15 protein-coding genes and 1 riboswitch are annotated in these 13128 nt (G+C 58.2%); of the genes, 8 read left to right on the top strand and 7 right to left on the bottom strand.

Annotated features, from left to right (window positions below):
* The first annotated feature begins 142 nt into the window (after window positions 1-142).
* The 5 genes from cecR to F0319_RS02485 are packed head-to-tail and all read left to right on the top strand — an operon-like array spanning window position 143 to window position 5783.
* Window positions 143-820, top strand: coding sequence for a transcriptional regulator CecR (cecR, locus tag F0319_RS02505; RefSeq protein ID WP_149366203.1), 678 nt, complete (start codon window positions 143-145; stop codon window positions 818-820).
* Window positions 817-1812 (top strand): secretion protein HlyD, encoded by a 996-nt coding sequence (gene hlyD / locus F0319_RS02500; protein ID WP_149366202.1) that lies wholly within the window; start codon window positions 817-819, stop codon window positions 1810-1812. The genes cecR and hlyD overlap by 4 nt, the downstream gene beginning before the upstream one ends.
* Window positions 1805-3544, top strand: coding sequence for an ATP-binding cassette domain-containing protein (locus F0319_RS02495; RefSeq protein WP_149366201.1), 1740 nt, complete (start codon window positions 1805-1807; stop codon window positions 3542-3544). The genes hlyD and F0319_RS02495 overlap by 8 nt, the downstream gene beginning before the upstream one ends.
* Window positions 3534-4667 (top strand): ABC transporter permease, encoded by a 1134-nt coding sequence (locus F0319_RS02490; RefSeq protein ID WP_149366200.1) that lies wholly within the window; start codon window positions 3534-3536, stop codon window positions 4665-4667. Before F0319_RS02495 ends, F0319_RS02490 begins: the two co-directional genes overlap by 11 nt.
* Before the next feature lie 9 nt (window positions 4668-4676).
* Complete coding sequence (locus F0319_RS02485; RefSeq protein ID WP_149366199.1) at window positions 4677-5783, top strand: ABC transporter permease; 1107 nt, start codon at window positions 4677-4679, stop codon at window positions 5781-5783.
* On the opposite strand, the gene F0319_RS02480 is transcribed toward F0319_RS02485, so the two are convergent.
* The gene (locus tag F0319_RS02480) at window positions 5745-6155 is read right to left on the bottom strand and encodes a YbhQ family protein (RefSeq protein WP_014883088.1); all 411 of its coding nucleotides are present in this window, start codon (window positions 6153-6155) and stop codon (window positions 5745-5747) included. The genes F0319_RS02485 and F0319_RS02480 overlap by 39 nt on opposite strands.
* Before the next feature lie 133 nt (window positions 6156-6288).
* Here F0319_RS02480 and F0319_RS02475 point away from each other — a divergent pair, with 133 nt between their 5' ends.
* Genes F0319_RS02475 through F0319_RS02465 form a run of 3 tightly spaced genes read left to right on the top strand, consistent with a single transcriptional unit; the run spans window position 6289 to window position 9247 of the window.
* Entirely contained in the window at window positions 6289-7050 is a 762-nt protein-coding gene (locus tag F0319_RS02475) for an endonuclease/exonuclease/phosphatase family protein (RefSeq protein ID WP_111963824.1), read from the top strand.
* Window positions 7047-8285 carry a cardiolipin synthase ClsB gene (gene clsB, locus F0319_RS02470; protein ID WP_111963823.1) on the top strand — a complete coding sequence of 413 codons (1239 nt, stop codon included), beginning with the start codon at window positions 7047-7049 and terminating at the stop codon, window positions 8283-8285. Before F0319_RS02475 ends, clsB begins: the two co-directional genes overlap by 4 nt.
* Complete coding sequence (locus F0319_RS02465; protein ID WP_111963822.1) at window positions 8285-9247, top strand: lysylphosphatidylglycerol synthase domain-containing protein; 963 nt, start codon at window positions 8285-8287, stop codon at window positions 9245-9247. Before clsB ends, F0319_RS02465 begins: the two co-directional genes overlap by 1 nt.
* A 105-nt stretch (window positions 9248-9352) precedes the next feature.
* Here F0319_RS02465 and F0319_RS02460 read toward each other — a convergent pair whose 3' ends face one another.
* From F0319_RS02460 to moaA, 6 genes are all read right to left on the bottom strand, one after another.
* Window positions 9353-10060: a Bax inhibitor-1/YccA family protein gene (locus F0319_RS02460; RefSeq protein ID WP_149366198.1), complete on the bottom strand. Its 708-nt coding sequence runs from the start codon at window positions 10058-10060 to the stop codon at window positions 9353-9355.
* A gap of 64 nt (window positions 10061-10124) precedes the next feature.
* Window positions 10125-10577, bottom strand: a complete 453-nt coding sequence (gene moaE / locus F0319_RS02455) for a molybdopterin synthase catalytic subunit MoaE (protein WP_111963821.1) — start codon at window positions 10575-10577, stop codon at window positions 10125-10127.
* Window position 10578: 1 nt separating this feature from the next.
* Window positions 10579-10824, bottom strand: a complete 246-nt coding sequence (gene moaD, locus F0319_RS02450; RefSeq protein ID WP_149366197.1) for a molybdopterin synthase sulfur carrier subunit — start codon at window positions 10822-10824, stop codon at window positions 10579-10581.
* On the bottom strand, window positions 10817-11302 hold the full coding sequence (moaC, locus tag F0319_RS02445) for a cyclic pyranopterin monophosphate synthase MoaC (RefSeq protein WP_149366196.1): 486 nt from the start codon (window positions 11300-11302) through the stop codon (window positions 10817-10819). Before moaC ends, moaD begins: the two co-directional genes overlap by 8 nt.
* A 3-nt stretch (window positions 11303-11305) precedes the next feature.
* Window positions 11306-11818 carry a molybdenum cofactor biosynthesis protein B gene (gene moaB, locus F0319_RS02440; protein WP_115874539.1) on the bottom strand — a complete coding sequence of 171 codons (513 nt, stop codon included), beginning with the start codon at window positions 11816-11818 and terminating at the stop codon, window positions 11306-11308.
* Window positions 11819-11842: 24 nt separating this feature from the next.
* Window positions 11843-12832, bottom strand: a complete 990-nt coding sequence (gene moaA, locus F0319_RS02435; protein ID WP_111963817.1) for a GTP 3',8-cyclase MoaA — start codon at window positions 12830-12832, stop codon at window positions 11843-11845.
* Window positions 12820-12953: riboswitch (molybdenum cofactor riboswitch) on the bottom strand. It overlaps the preceding gene by 13 nt.
* Between the last annotated feature and the right edge of the window lie 175 nt (window positions 12954-13128).

The following is a 13128-nucleotide window of genomic DNA, read 5'->3' as shown; positions in this document are numbered from 1 at the left end:
GACAAAAACCACAATGTCGCGAAGGAGCGGAGTGTAGCAGCTTTTGTGACGTGGCGCATAAAATATCCCTCCGCATTCCCTCGACGTTAGCGGGAATCAGGCATAATCTTAATCAATCGATTGATTAATTCTTAATGCCGCCATGAATACGACACCCACAACAACCAAAGGTGAACAGGCCAAAAACCAGCTTATCGCCGCCGCGCTGGCGCAGTTTGGTGAGTACGGCCTGCATGCAACCACGCGCGATATCGCGGCGCTGGCCGGGCAGAACATTGCGGCTATTACCTACTATTTTGGCTCAAAAGAAGATTTATATCTCGCCTGCGCCGAGTGGATTGCCGATTTTATCGGCACGCAGTTTCACCCGCACGTAGAGGAAGCCACCGCGCTGCTCGGCCAGCCCTCGCCCGATCGTGAGGCCATCCGCCAGCTGATCCTCAAAGCCTGCCACAACATGATCCGCCTGCTGACGCACGACGATACGCTCAACCTGAGCAAGTTTATCTCCCGCGAGCAGCTCTCCCCCACTGCCGCCTACCAGCGGGTACACGATCGGGTCATTGCTCCGATGCATACCCACCTGACCCGGCTGATCGCCGCCTATACCGGGCGGGACGCCAGTGATACCGAGACAATTTTGCATACCCACGCCCTGCTGGGTGAAATTCTGGCCTTCCGTCTGGGCAGGGAAACCATCCTGTTACGCACCGGCTGGACACAATTTGATGAGGATAAAGCCGCGCAGATTAGCCAGGTCATCGCCTGTCATCTCGATCTGATCCTGCAAGGCTTAACGCAAAGGAGCCTGAAGTCATGAAAAAACCTGTCGCCATCATTCTGGTGGTCGTTGTTTTGCTTGCCGCAGGCGTCGGTGGATGGCTGTGGTATCAAGGCCATCAGGATAAAGGCCTGACGCTGTACGGTAACGTGGATATTCGCACGGTGAACATGAGCTTCCGCGTAGGCGGTCGTCTCGCCTCGCTGAACGTGGACGAAGGCGATGCCATTAAAAGCGGGCAGATGCTGGGGATGCTGGACAAAGCGCCCTATGAGAATGCGCTGCTGCAGGCCAAAGCAGGCGTGTCCGTCGCCCAGGCACAGTATGACCTGATGCTGGCAGGCTATCGCGACGAAGAGATTGCCCAGGCCGCCGCCGCCGTTAAGCAGGCGCAAGCCGCCTATGACTACGCGCAGAACTTCTACGCGCGCCAGCAGGGGCTGTGGAAAAGCCGCACCATTTCCGCCAACGATCTGGAAAATGCGCGCTCGTCCCGCGACCAGGCGCAGGCAACGCTAAAATCCGCGCAGGATAAGTTAAGCCAGTACCACACCGGTAACCGCCCGCAGGATATCGCCCAGGCGAAAGCCAGCCTTGAACAGGCGCAGGCGCAGCTAGCGCAGGCAGAGCTCGATCTGCACGACACCACCTTAATCGCACCGTCTGACGGTACGCTGATGACCCGCGCCGTGGAGCCGGGCAGCATGCTCAGCGCGGGCAGCACCGTCTTAACGCTCTCTCTGACTCGCCCGGTCTGGGTGCGCGCCTACATTGATGAACCCAATCTCGGCCAGATGCAGCCGGGCCGCGAGCTGCTGCTCTATACCGACGGTCGCCCGGACAAGCCGTATCACGGCAAAGTGGGCTTTGTCTCCCCTACCGCTGAATTCACGCCGAAAACCGTTGAAACACCGGACCTGCGTACCGACCTGGTGTATCGCCTGCGCATCATCGTGACCGATGCGGACGACGCGCTGCGCCAGGGCATGCCCGTCACCGTAAAAGTAGACAACGGGGAACGACATGAATGACGCGGTTATTCAGCTCAACAATCTGGTTAAACGCTTCGCGGGAATGGACAAACCGGCCGTCGCGCCGCTGAACTGCACTATCCAGAAGGGCTATGTGACCGGGCTGGTCGGCCCGGACGGCGCGGGGAAAACCACGCTGATGCGAATGCTGGCAGGACTGCTGAAGCCGGATGAAGGCTCGGCCAGCGTGCTGGGCCTTGACCCGATAAAAGATGACGGCGCGCTCCACGCCATGCTCGGCTATATGCCGCAGAAGTTTGGCCTGTATGAAGATCTGACGGTGATGGAAAACCTGAACCTGTACGCCGACCTGCGCAGCGTCACCGGCGAAACCCGGGAGAAAACCTTCGCCCGCCTGCTGGAGTTTACCTCCCTCGGCCCGTTCACCGACCGGCTGGCGGGCAAGCTCTCCGGTGGGATGAAGCAGAAGCTGGGGCTTGCCTGCACGCTGGTCGGCGAGCCAAAGGTGCTGCTGCTGGATGAACCCGGCGTCGGCGTGGACCCGATTTCGCGACGAGAACTGTGGCAGATGGTGCACGAGCTGGCGGGTGACGGGATGCTGATCCTCTGGAGCACCTCCTACCTCGACGAAGCGGAGCAGTGCCGTGACGTGCTGCTGATGAACGAAGGTGAACTGCTTTATCAGGGCGAGCCTACGACGCTGACGCAGAGCATGGCCGGGCGCAGCTTCCTGCTGCACAGCCCGCAGGAGTCCAACCGCAGGCTGCTGCAGCGGGTGCTCAAACTGCCGCAGGTCAGCGACGGGATGATTCAGGGCCGCTCGGTACGGGTGATCCTCAAAAAAGAGGCCACAATCGACGATATTCGCCATGCGCCCGGCATGCCGACGATAGAGATGGAAGAGACCGCGCCGCGCTTTGAGGACGCGTTTATCGACCTGCTGGGCGGCGCGGGCACGTCAGAATCGCCGCTTGGGGCGATTCTGCACACGGTGGAAGGCACGCCGGGCGAAACGGTGATCGAAGCCAAATCCCTCACCAAAAAGTTCGGGGATTTCGCCGCCACCGATAACGTGAATTTTGCCGTGAAGCGCGGCGAGATTTTTGGTCTGCTCGGGCCGAACGGTGCGGGAAAATCGACCACATTTAAGATGATGTGCGGCCTGCTGGTGCCGACGTCCGGCAAGGCGCTGGTGCTGGACATGGACCTGAAGGTCAGCTCCGGCAAGGCGCGCCAGCACCTGGGCTACATGGCGCAGAAATTCTCCCTGTATGGCAACCTGACGGTCGAGCAGAATCTGCGCTTTTTCTCCGGCGTGTATGGCCTGCGCGGGCGGGCGCAGAACGACAAAATCCGCCGCATGAGCGATGCCTTCGGGTTAACGAACATTGCTTCACACGCCACCGACGAGCTGCCGCTCGGCTTTAAGCAGCGGCTGGCGCTGGCCTGCTCGCTGATGCACGAGCCGGATATTCTGTTTCTGGATGAACCCACGTCTGGCGTTGATCCCATTACCCGCCGCGAGTTCTGGCTGCATATCAACAGCATGGTGGAAAAAGGCGTGACCGTGATGGTGACCACCCACTTCATGGACGAGGCGGAGTACTGCGACCGCATCGGGCTGGTGTATCGCGGCAAGCTGATTGCCCACGGCACGCCGGACGACCTGAAAAACCAGGCCGCCGACGATGAGGTACCGGACCCGACCATGGAGCAGGCGTTTATCACCCTCATCCACGACTGGGATAAGGAGAATGCCCATGCGCAGTAAGGCCATTTCCTGGCGCAGGGTGCGCGCGCTGTGCGTTAAAGAGACGCGGCAGATCGTGCGTGACCCCAGCAGTTGGCTGATTGCGGTAGTGATCCCCCTGCTGCTGCTGTTTATCTTTGGCTACGGCATTAACCTGGATTCCAGCAAGCTGCGGGTCGGGATTTTGCTGGAGCAGCAGAGCAAAGAGGCGCTGGACTTTACCCACGCCATGACCGGTTCGCCCTACATTGACGCCACCATCAGCGACAATCGTCAGGAACTGATCCAGAAGATGCAGGCCGGGAAGATTCGCGGTCTGATCGTCATTCCGGTGGATTTTGCCGCCAACATGGCGCGGGCAAATACCGATGCGCCGATCCAGGTGATTACCGACGGCAGCGAGCCAAACACCGCGAACTTCGTGCAGGGCTACGCGGAGGGGATCTGGCAGCTGTGGCAAATGCAGCGGGCGGAAGATCGGGGTGAAGAATTTAAACCGCTGATCGACGTACAGACCCGCTACTGGTTTAACCCCGCCGCCATCAGCCAGCACTTTATTATTCCGGGCGCGGTGACGATTATCATGACGGTGATTGGCGCGATCCTAACCTCGCTGGTGATCGCCCGCGAGTGGGAGCGCGGCACCATGGAGGCGCTGCTTTCAACCGAAGTGACGCGCGTCGAGCTGCTGCTGTGCAAACTTATTCCCTACTACTTCCTCGGCATGCTGGCGATGCTGCTCTGTATGCTGGTGTCAGTCTTTATCCTCGGCGTGCCGTATCGCGGCTCGCTGGTCGTGCTGTTCTTTATCACCAGCCTGTTTTTACTCAGCACGCTTGGCATGGGGCTACTCATCTCCACCATCACCCGCAACCAGTTTAACGCCGCGCAGGTAGCGCTGAATGCCGCTTTCCTGCCGTCAATCATGCTCTCAGGGTTTATCTTCCAGATAGACAGTATGCCTGCCGTCATCCGCGCCGTGACCTACATTATCCCGGCGCGCTATTTCGTGAGTACCCTGCAAAGCCTGTTCCTGGCGGGGAATATTCCGGTAGTGCTGATTATCAACACGCTGTTTTTAATGGCTTCGGCGGTGATGTTTATCGGTTTGACGTGGATGAAAACCAAACGGCGGTTAGATTAAGGAGCGCGCATGTTTCACCGTTTATGGACGTTAATACGCAAAGAGCTGCAATCCCTGCTGCGCGAGCCGCAAACCCGCGCCATTCTGGTGTTGCCGGTGCTGATCCAGGTTTTACTGTTCCCGTTTGCCGCCACGCTGGAGGTGACCAACGCCACCATTGCCATTTACAACGAAGACAACGGCAAACATTCCGTCGAGCTAACGCAGCGCTTTGCGCGTGCGAAAGCCTTTACCCACATCCTGCTGCTGAAAAGCCCGCAGGAGATCCAGCCCACCATCGACACGCAAAAAGCGCTGCTGCTGGTGCGGTTCCCGGCGGATTTTTCCCGCAATCTGGATACCTTCCAGACCGCGCCGATGCAGCTGATCCTCGACGGGCGTAACTCCAACAGCGCCCAGATAGCCGCCAACTATCTGCAGCAGGTGGTGAAGGATTACCAGCAGGAGCTGATGGACGGCAAACCGAAGCCCAACAACAGCGAGCTGGTGGTGCGTAACTGGTATAACCCGAATCTGGACTACAAGTGGTTCGTGGTGCCGTCGCTGATCGCCATGATCACCACCATCGGGGTGATGATTGTGACCTCTCTCTCCGTCGCCCGCGAGCGTGAACAGGGCACGCTGGATCAGCTGCTGGTCTCCCCGCTCGCCACCTGGCAAATTTTCGTCGGCAAAGCGGTGCCGGCGCTGATCGTCGCGACGTTCCAGGCCACCATCGTGCTGGGAGTCGGTATTTGGGCCTATGAGATCCCGTTCGCCGGTTCGCTGGCGCTGTTTTACTTCACGATGGTGATTTACGGGCTGTCGCTGGTGGGGTTTGGGCTGCTGATCTCGGCGCTCTGCTCGACGCAGCAGCAGGCGTTTATCGGGGTATTCGTCTTTATGATGCCCGCGATTTTGCTCTCGGGCTATGTTTCTCCCGTCGAGAACATGCCGGTATGGCTACAGGATCTGACGTGGGTAAATCCGATTCGACACTTTACGGACATCACCAAGCAAATCTATCTGAAGGATGCGAGTCTGGATATCGTCTGGGGAAGTTTGTGGCCGCTACTGGTCATAGCGGCCACGACGGGCTCAGTGGCGTACGCGATGTTTAGACGCAACATTGCGTAGCTTTTTCTCTTTGGTCAGCAACGAGACCACCGCGGGCCCTGCGAGGATTGCCAGACCCGCCAGGGCCAGCAGCAGGTTGTTTTGCAGCACGCGTGACAGCAGCCACAGAACAATCATCGCCGCACCAAAGTACCAGGTGGTGGTGAGCTCTTCGAGCACGTCACCCACCTCGCGCCAGCGCGCTTCATGGTGTCGCTGTAAGAACAGCATCGACAGCACGGTGACGCCGTAAAGGACGCATAGCCCCAGGCCAACGCGCACCAGCGTGCCGCTCATCCAGCCCATCACCAGTACGGCCACGACCAGTAAATGCAACATTATCTGCCAGCAACTCAGGCCAGTTGCGACACGAACACGTTGTTGCCACTTCATGGCTTGTCTCCTGAAGGATTTTTCTCTGCTTAATCAGACTACCGCACTTTACGGAAAATTCCGTAACGCCGCATCTTTTTGTGACGCCGACTACACTTTATTTTCATTGGGATAGTCACTCAGGAAGGAGCTTATGACGAAAAAAATGCAGCATTTCTCGCTTAAGGTGCTGACGATAAACATTCATAAGGGCTTCACAGCATTTAACCGCCGCTTCATTTTACCGGAGCTGCGCGACGCGGTGCGCACCGTCAGCGCGGATATTGTCTGCCTGCAGGAGGTGATGGGCGCACATGAAGTGCATCCGCTTCACTTTGAGAACTGGCCCGACACGCCGCACTATGAATTTCTGGCCGACACCATGTGGAGTGATTACGCCTACGGCCGCAACGCGGTCTATCCGGAAGGGCATCACGGCAACGCGGTGCTGTCGCGTTATCCCATTGAACATTATGAAAACCGCGACGTTTCCGTCGGGGAGAGCGAAAAACGCGGCCTGCTCTACTGCCGCATTACCCCGCCCGACCTTGAGCTGCCCATCCACGTGGGCTGTGTTCATCTTGGCCTGCGCGAAGCCCATCGTCAGGCGCAGCTGAAAATGCTGGCCGAATGGACCAATGCGCTTCCCGAAGGTGAACCGGTGGTGGTCGCGGGCGACTTCAACGACTGGCGACAGCGGGCAAACCATCCGCTGAAGGTGGAGGCCGGACTGGAGGAGATTTTTACGCGCGCCAACGGCAGGCCTGCGCGCACGTTTCCGGTCCGTTTCCCGCTGCTGCGGCTTGACCGCATCTATGTGAAAAATGCCCACGCCAGCAGCCCAACCGCCCTGGCGCTACTCAACTGGCGGCATCTTTCCGACCATGCGCCGCTCAGCGCGGAGATCCACCTATGAAATGTTCCTGGCAGGAAGGCAACCGGATCACGCTGCTGGTCAACGGGGACGAGTATTACCCGGCCGTGTTTAAGGCGATTGATAACGCTCAGCAGAAGGTGATCCTCGAAACCTTTATCTGGTTCGAAGACAACGTCGGCAAGCAGCTGCACAGCGTGCTGCTGCGCGCCGCCCAGCGCGGCGTCAAAATTGAAGTGCTGCTGGATGGCTATGGCTCGCCGGACCTCAGCGATGCGTTCGTCAACGAACTGACCACCGCGGGGGTGGTGTTCCGCTACTACGATCCCGGCCCTCGCCTTTTCGGCATGCGGACCAACCTTTTCCGCAGGATGCACCGCAAAATTGTGGTGGTGGATGAGACGGTGGCGTTTGTCGGCGGCATTAACTACTCCGCGGAGCATATGTCCGACTACGGCCCGGAAGCGAAGCAGGATTACGCCATTCGCATTGAAGGCCCGGTAGTGCAGGACATTTTGCTGTTTGAGCTGGAGAACCTGCCGGGGAAAGAGGCCGTTCGCCGCTGGTGGCGACGCCGCCATCGCCCGGAAGAGAACCGGAAGCCCGGCGAAGCGCAGGCCCTTTTCGTCTGGCGTGATAACGGCGAGCACCGGGACGATATCGAACGTCATTATCTCAAGATGCTCGCCAACGCGAAGCGCGAAGTGATTATTGCTAACGCCTACTTTTTCCCCGGCTATCGTCTGCTGCACGCCATGCGCAATGCGGCCAGGCGCGGGGTACGCGTGAAGCTGATTGTGCAGGGCGAACCGGATATGCCGATCGTCAAAGTCGGGGCGCGGCTGCTTTATAACTATCTGGTGAAGGGCGGCGTACAGATCTACGAATACCGCCGTCGGCCGCTGCACGGCAAAGTCGCGCTGATGGACGATCACTGGGCCACCGTGGGCTCCAGCAATCTCGATCCGCTGAGCTTATCGCTTAACCTTGAAGCTAACCTGATCATTCACGATCGTCAGTTTAATCAGACCCTGCGGGATAACCTGCAGGCGCTAATCGTCAATGACTGCGTGCGTGTGGATGAGTCCATGGTTCCCAAACGCACCTGGTGGAACCTGGGCATCAGCGTGGTGGTGTTCCACTTCCTGCGGCATTTCCCGGCGATGGTCGGCTGGCTGCCGGCGCATACGCCGAAGCTGGCGCAGGTGGACCCGCCGGTACAACCCGAAATGGAAACCCAGGACCGCATAGAAGCGGAAGACGGAGGCAAACCCTGATGTCGAAATCGCATCCACGCTGGCGGCTGGCAAAAAAGATCCTGACATGGCTGTTTTTTATTGCGGTCGCGGTTCTGCTGGTGGTCTACGCGCAGAAAGTTGACTGGGAAGAGGTGTGGAAGGTTATCCGCAACTATAACCGGATGGTGCTGCTGGGCGCGACGGGGCTGGTTATCGTAAGCTACCTGATGTACGGCTGCTATGACCTGCTGGGTCGCGCCTACTGCGGCCATAAGCTGGCCAAACGTCAGGTGATGCTGGTGTCGTTTATCTGCTACGCCTTTAACCTGACGCTGAGCACCTGGGTCGGCGGGATTGGCATGCGCTATCGCCTCTACTCGCGGCTCGGCCTGCCGGGCGGGACCATCACGCGCATTTTCTCGTTAAGCATCACCACCAACTGGCTGGGCTATATTCTGCTCGGCGGGGTGATCTTCACCATCGGCGTGGTGCAGCTACCCGCGCACTGGTATATCGATGAGGCCACGCTGCGCATTCTGGGCATCGTACTCCTGCTGATTATCGCCGTTTATCTGTGGGCCTGCGCGTTTGCTAAACGCCGCCATATGACCATCAAGGGGCAAAAGCTGGTGCTGCCCTCGTGGAAGTTTGCGGTGCTGCAGATGGCGGTCTCCAGCGCCAACTGGATGGCGATGGGGGCCATTATCTGGCTGCTAATCGGCGAGGACGTGAACTACTTCTTCGTGCTGGGCGTGCTGCTGGTGAGCAGCATTGCCGGGGTGATTGTGCATATTCCGGCGGGGATCGGCGTGCTGGAAGCGGTGTTTATTGCCCTGCTGGCCGGGGAGCATGTCTCTCAGGGAACGATTATTGCGGCCCTGCTGGCGTACCGCATGCTGTATTACTTCCTGCCGCTGGCGCTGGCAACGGTCTGCTATCTGGTGCTGGAGAGCCGAGCGAAGAAGTTACGGGCGAAGAACGAGAAGGCGCTGGCGAAATAAAAGCAAAACGGCAACCTTGTTGCCGTTTTTAGTGTTTGTTCCCTCTCCCGTGGGAGAGGGTCAGGGTGAGGGCACCAGACAGCACCGCCACCCGGCAAAGCAATCTTAACGACGGTTGCCAAGAATTCGCAGCAGCATCAGGAACAGGTTGATGAAGTCCAGATACAGCGTCAGCGCGCCCAGAATGGAGTATTTGCGCAGGTTGGAACTTTCGCGCACGTCGATCTGCTCACCGATGTTTTTCAGCTTCTGGGTGTCATAGGCCGTTAACCCCACGAAGAGCACCACCCCGATATAGGTCACAGCCCACATCAGAGCTTCGCTCTTCAGCCACAGGTTCACCAGCGACGCCAGCACAATCCCGATCAGCCCCATAAACAGCATGCTGCCGAAGCCGCTCAGATCGCGCTTCGTGGTGTAACCGTACAGGCTCATCGCACCAAACATCCCGCCGGTCACCACGAAGGTGCTGGCGATGGATGAATAGGTGTAAACGATGAAAATGCTGGAAAGCGTCAGGCCCGTTAGCGCCGAATAGAGCATAAACAGGGTCGTTGCCATGCCGGCACTCAGCTTGTGCACCAGACCAGAAAGCACAAACACCAGCGCCAGCTGCGCGATAATCAGCCCAAAGAAGGTGATTTTGCTGGAGAAGATAAACATCATCAGCTCCGGCGTGTTCGCTGCATACCACGCGATAAACGCGGTAAGCAGCAGGCCAACCGTCATCCAGCCATACACCTGAGCCATATACGTCTGCAGGCCGCTACGGGTCTGCTGTACTATTGAATCGGAACGCGGAAATCGGTCCATGATTCACTCCTGATTAAGATTAAGTAGACACACTCGTTAAGAGTAACACATCCACGTAAACCAACTACCAACGGCTGGCGGCCTGCTTATCGCTGTCGCGAGATTCTACCCAGCGATCCCCTTCCGGCGTGGCTTCGCGCTTCCAGAACGGAGCTTTGGTTTTGAGGAAATCCATAATGAACTCCCCTGCCGCAAACGCGCTGCCTCGGTGGGCGCTGGTAACGCCGACAAAGACAATCTCCTCGCCGGGCCACATCTCGCCGATGCGGTGAATAACCGTGACGCGCCCGAGCGGCCAGCGGCCTCGCGCCTCGTCGACAATCTCCGCCAGCGATTTCTCGGTCATCCCCGGATAGTGCTCCAGCGTCAGTGCCTTCACGCTGTCGCCGAGGTTGTGGTTGCGCACCTTGCCGGTAAAGGTCACGACCGCGCCGTCTTCATCGCGTTCCGCCAGCCAGCCGTATTCGGTCCCGACGTTAAAACGCTCATGACTCACCAGAATTCGGGTTTCAGCCATCTTAGCCCCCTGTCACCGGCGGGAAGAAGGCCACTTCATCCCCTGCGTTAAGCGGATGGGGGAATTCCACCAGCGTCTGGTTAACGGCGACCAGCAGCTTGCCTTCGTCGAGCGCCAGCGCCCAGCGGTCGCTTTGTGCCGCCAGATGCGCGCGCAGGGCAGCGACGTTGTCAAAAGACGCGTCCAGCGTCAGGCTGTCGGTATTTACCAGCTCGCGCACCTGCGCAAAAAAGAGCACTTTAATCATGGCTGACCACCTTAAAATCACCGGATTTGCCGCCGCTTTTCGCCAGCAGACGCACCGGGCCAATCACCATATCTTTCTGCACCGCTTTGCACATGTCGTAGATGGTCAGCGCGGCAACGGAGGCCGCCGTCAGCGCCTCCATCTCCACGCCGGTTTTGCCGGTTAAGCGGCAGAGTGACTCAATGCGCACGCGATTGTGCTCCGGCTGCGCCTGCAGGTTCACTTCCACCTTGCTCAGCATCAGCGGATGGCACAGCGGAATAAGATCCCAGGTGCGTTTCGCGGCCTGAATTCCCGCGATGCGCGCGGTGGCAAAGACATCACCTTTGTGATGGCTGCCGTCGATAATCATCGTCAGGGTTTCCGGCAACATAGTGACGAACGCTTCTGCGCGCGCCTCGCGCACCGTTTCCGCTTTGGCGGAGACGTCCACCATATGCGCTTCGCCAGCGGCGTTAATGTGGGTCAGTTGTGACATAGCTTATTTCTTTAAATGGGGATGGAAATTACACGGACGGGTACGGGCATCCAGCTGCGGGGCGATGATGTTTTCCCACGCGGTGCGGCAGGCTTTGGTCGAGCCCGGCATGGCGAAAATCAGGGTTTTGTTAGCCACGCCCGCCACGGCGCGCGACTGAAGCGTGGAGGTACCAATCTCTTCAAAGGAGAGCATGCGGAACACTTCGCCGAAGCCTTCCACCTCGCGGTCGAACAGCGGGATTAGCGCTTCGGGGGCCTGATCGCCTGCGGTAAAGCCGGTGCCGCCGGTGATCAGCACCACCTGCACCTCATCGCTGGCGATCCACTGAGAGACCTGCGCGCGAATGGCGTAGCGGTTCTCCTTCACGATCGCTTTATCAACGATGTTATGTCCCGCGTCATGGGCCGCATCGCGCAGCCAGTGGCCGGAGGTATCATCCTCTTCGCCACGGCGGTCGGAAACGGTAAGGATAGCAATGCGTGTCGGGATAAATTCTGCGCTTACCTGACTCATCTTCTGATTCCTTCTTAAGCCTGATTACCCGCCGATGTAGGACAGGTTCTGAGTAATACCGGTATTGCCCTGATGCAGGAAGTGGGTCTGTTTTTTATGCGTCAGCGCTTCAGAAATGCGTGCTTCAAGCGCGTCCTGCTGAGCATCGTCTTCCAGCAGATCGCGAAGGTCCACGCCGCCGTCGCCGAACAGGCAGAGATGGAGCTTGCCCACGGAGGAGACGCGCAGGCGGTTGCAGCTGGCACAGAAGTCTTTCTCGTAAGGCATGATAAGCCCAATTTCGCCTTCGTAATCAGGATGGCAGAAGACCTGCGCCGGACCGTCGCTGCGCTGGCGGATCTGGTGGATCCAGCCGCGTTTCAGCAGCTCGTCGCGCAGCACCATGCCGGAGATGTGATGGCGGCGAAACAGCTCGCTGCCCTCGCCGGTTTCCATTAGCTCAATAAAACGCAGTTGAATGGGACGGGATTGGATCCACGCCAGGAAAGTATCGAGCTGGTGATGGTTTACATCACGCATCAGCACCGTGTTGACTTTGACTTTTTCGAAGCCGGCCGCAAATGCCGCATCGATACCGTCCATGACCTGCTGGAATTTATCCTGGCCGGTAATGGCGTGGAACTGGCGGGCATCCAGACTGTCCACGCTGACGTTAATGGCGGTTAAGCCCGCATCGCGCCAGGTGGCCACGTCGCGCGCCATACGGTAACCGTTGGTGGTCACCGCAATCTGGCGGATACGTTCGTTTTCACGCACGGCGGCAATGATGTCGGGGAAATCGCGGCGCAGCGAGGGTTCACCGCCGGTAAGGCGAACTTTTTCGGTGCCGAGCTCAGAGAAGGCGCGCGTGACGCGGCGCACTTCATCCACGGAGAGAAAGCCGTTATTGGTAACGCTACCCGGTTTATAGCCGTCGGGCAGGCAGTAGGTGCAACGGAAGTTGCACACATCGGTAATCGACAGACGTAAGTAATAAAACTTACGCGCGAAAGCATCAGTAAGTTGTGAAGCCATGTACACCTTTCCAGATCGGGAGGCACAGTCATTTCTTTCTGTACCCTGGTGGCAAATTCGCCACGGCCAGAGCGCCATATCTTTCGACACAGGCACAAGGGCTAGAGTGTATGTTTTCATTTTTGAAAACGTGGTTAGGGCGATAGTAGCGCGGAAATTCTCACGGCGCCATTGTCGCTTTTCGCTATATAATTATGTATATAGCGAATCAATCCTGCATTTTCGCTACAGAATACCTAAAAACCGCATTTTCACATTGATATACGTCATTTTGCATCGGGTGAGGCATCGTCTTT

The organism is Enterobacter vonholyi (genome assembly GCF_008364555.1).
GTDB classification, from domain to species: domain Bacteria; phylum Pseudomonadota; class Gammaproteobacteria; order Enterobacterales; family Enterobacteriaceae; genus Enterobacter; species Enterobacter vonholyi.
This window is presented reverse-complemented; position numbering and strand designations above follow the sequence as displayed.

What these genes read in the sequence shown, in the direction of transcription:
- F0319_RS02495 (WP_149366201.1), top strand. Translation starts at nt 1,805, where the DNA reads ATGAATGACGCGGTTATTCAGCTCAACAATCTGGTTAAACGCTTCGCG.
- moaC (WP_149366196.1), bottom strand. Translation starts at nt 11,302, where the DNA reads ATGTCACAACTGACCCACATTAACGCCGCTGGCGAAGCGCATATGGTG.
- hlyD (WP_149366202.1), top strand. Translation starts at nt 817, where the DNA reads ATGAAAAAACCTGTCGCCATCATTCTGGTGGTCGTTGTTTTGCTTGCC.
- clsB (WP_111963823.1), top strand. Translation starts at nt 7,047, where the DNA reads ATGAAATGTTCCTGGCAGGAAGGCAACCGGATCACGCTGCTGGTCAAC.
- moaD (WP_149366197.1), bottom strand. Translation starts at nt 10,824, where the DNA reads ATGATTAAAGTGCTCTTTTTTGCGCAGGTGCGCGAGCTGGTAAATACC.
- moaB (WP_115874539.1), bottom strand. Translation starts at nt 11,818, where the DNA reads ATGAGTCAGGTAAGCGCAGAATTTATCCCGACACGCATTGCTATCCTT.
- F0319_RS02460 (WP_149366198.1), bottom strand. Translation starts at nt 10,060, where the DNA reads ATGGACCGATTTCCGCGTTCCGATTCAATAGTACAGCAGACCCGTAGC.
- F0319_RS02490 (WP_149366200.1), top strand. Translation starts at nt 3,534, where the DNA reads ATGCGCAGTAAGGCCATTTCCTGGCGCAGGGTGCGCGCGCTGTGCGTT.
- F0319_RS02465 (WP_111963822.1), top strand. Translation starts at nt 8,285, where the DNA reads ATGTCGAAATCGCATCCACGCTGGCGGCTGGCAAAAAAGATCCTGACA.
- F0319_RS02480 (WP_014883088.1), bottom strand. Translation starts at nt 6,155, where the DNA reads ATGAAGTGGCAACAACGTGTTCGTGTCGCAACTGGCCTGAGTTGCTGG.
- F0319_RS02475 (WP_111963824.1), top strand. Translation starts at nt 6,289, where the DNA reads ATGACGAAAAAAATGCAGCATTTCTCGCTTAAGGTGCTGACGATAAAC.
- F0319_RS02485 (WP_149366199.1), top strand. Translation starts at nt 4,677, where the DNA reads ATGTTTCACCGTTTATGGACGTTAATACGCAAAGAGCTGCAATCCCTG.
- moaA (WP_111963817.1), bottom strand. Translation starts at nt 12,832, where the DNA reads ATGGCTTCACAACTTACTGATGCTTTCGCGCGTAAGTTTTATTACTTA.
- moaE (WP_111963821.1), bottom strand. Translation starts at nt 10,577, where the DNA reads ATGGCTGAAACCCGAATTCTGGTGAGTCATGAGCGTTTTAACGTCGGG.
- cecR (WP_149366203.1), top strand. Translation starts at nt 143, where the DNA reads ATGAATACGACACCCACAACAACCAAAGGTGAACAGGCCAAAAACCAG.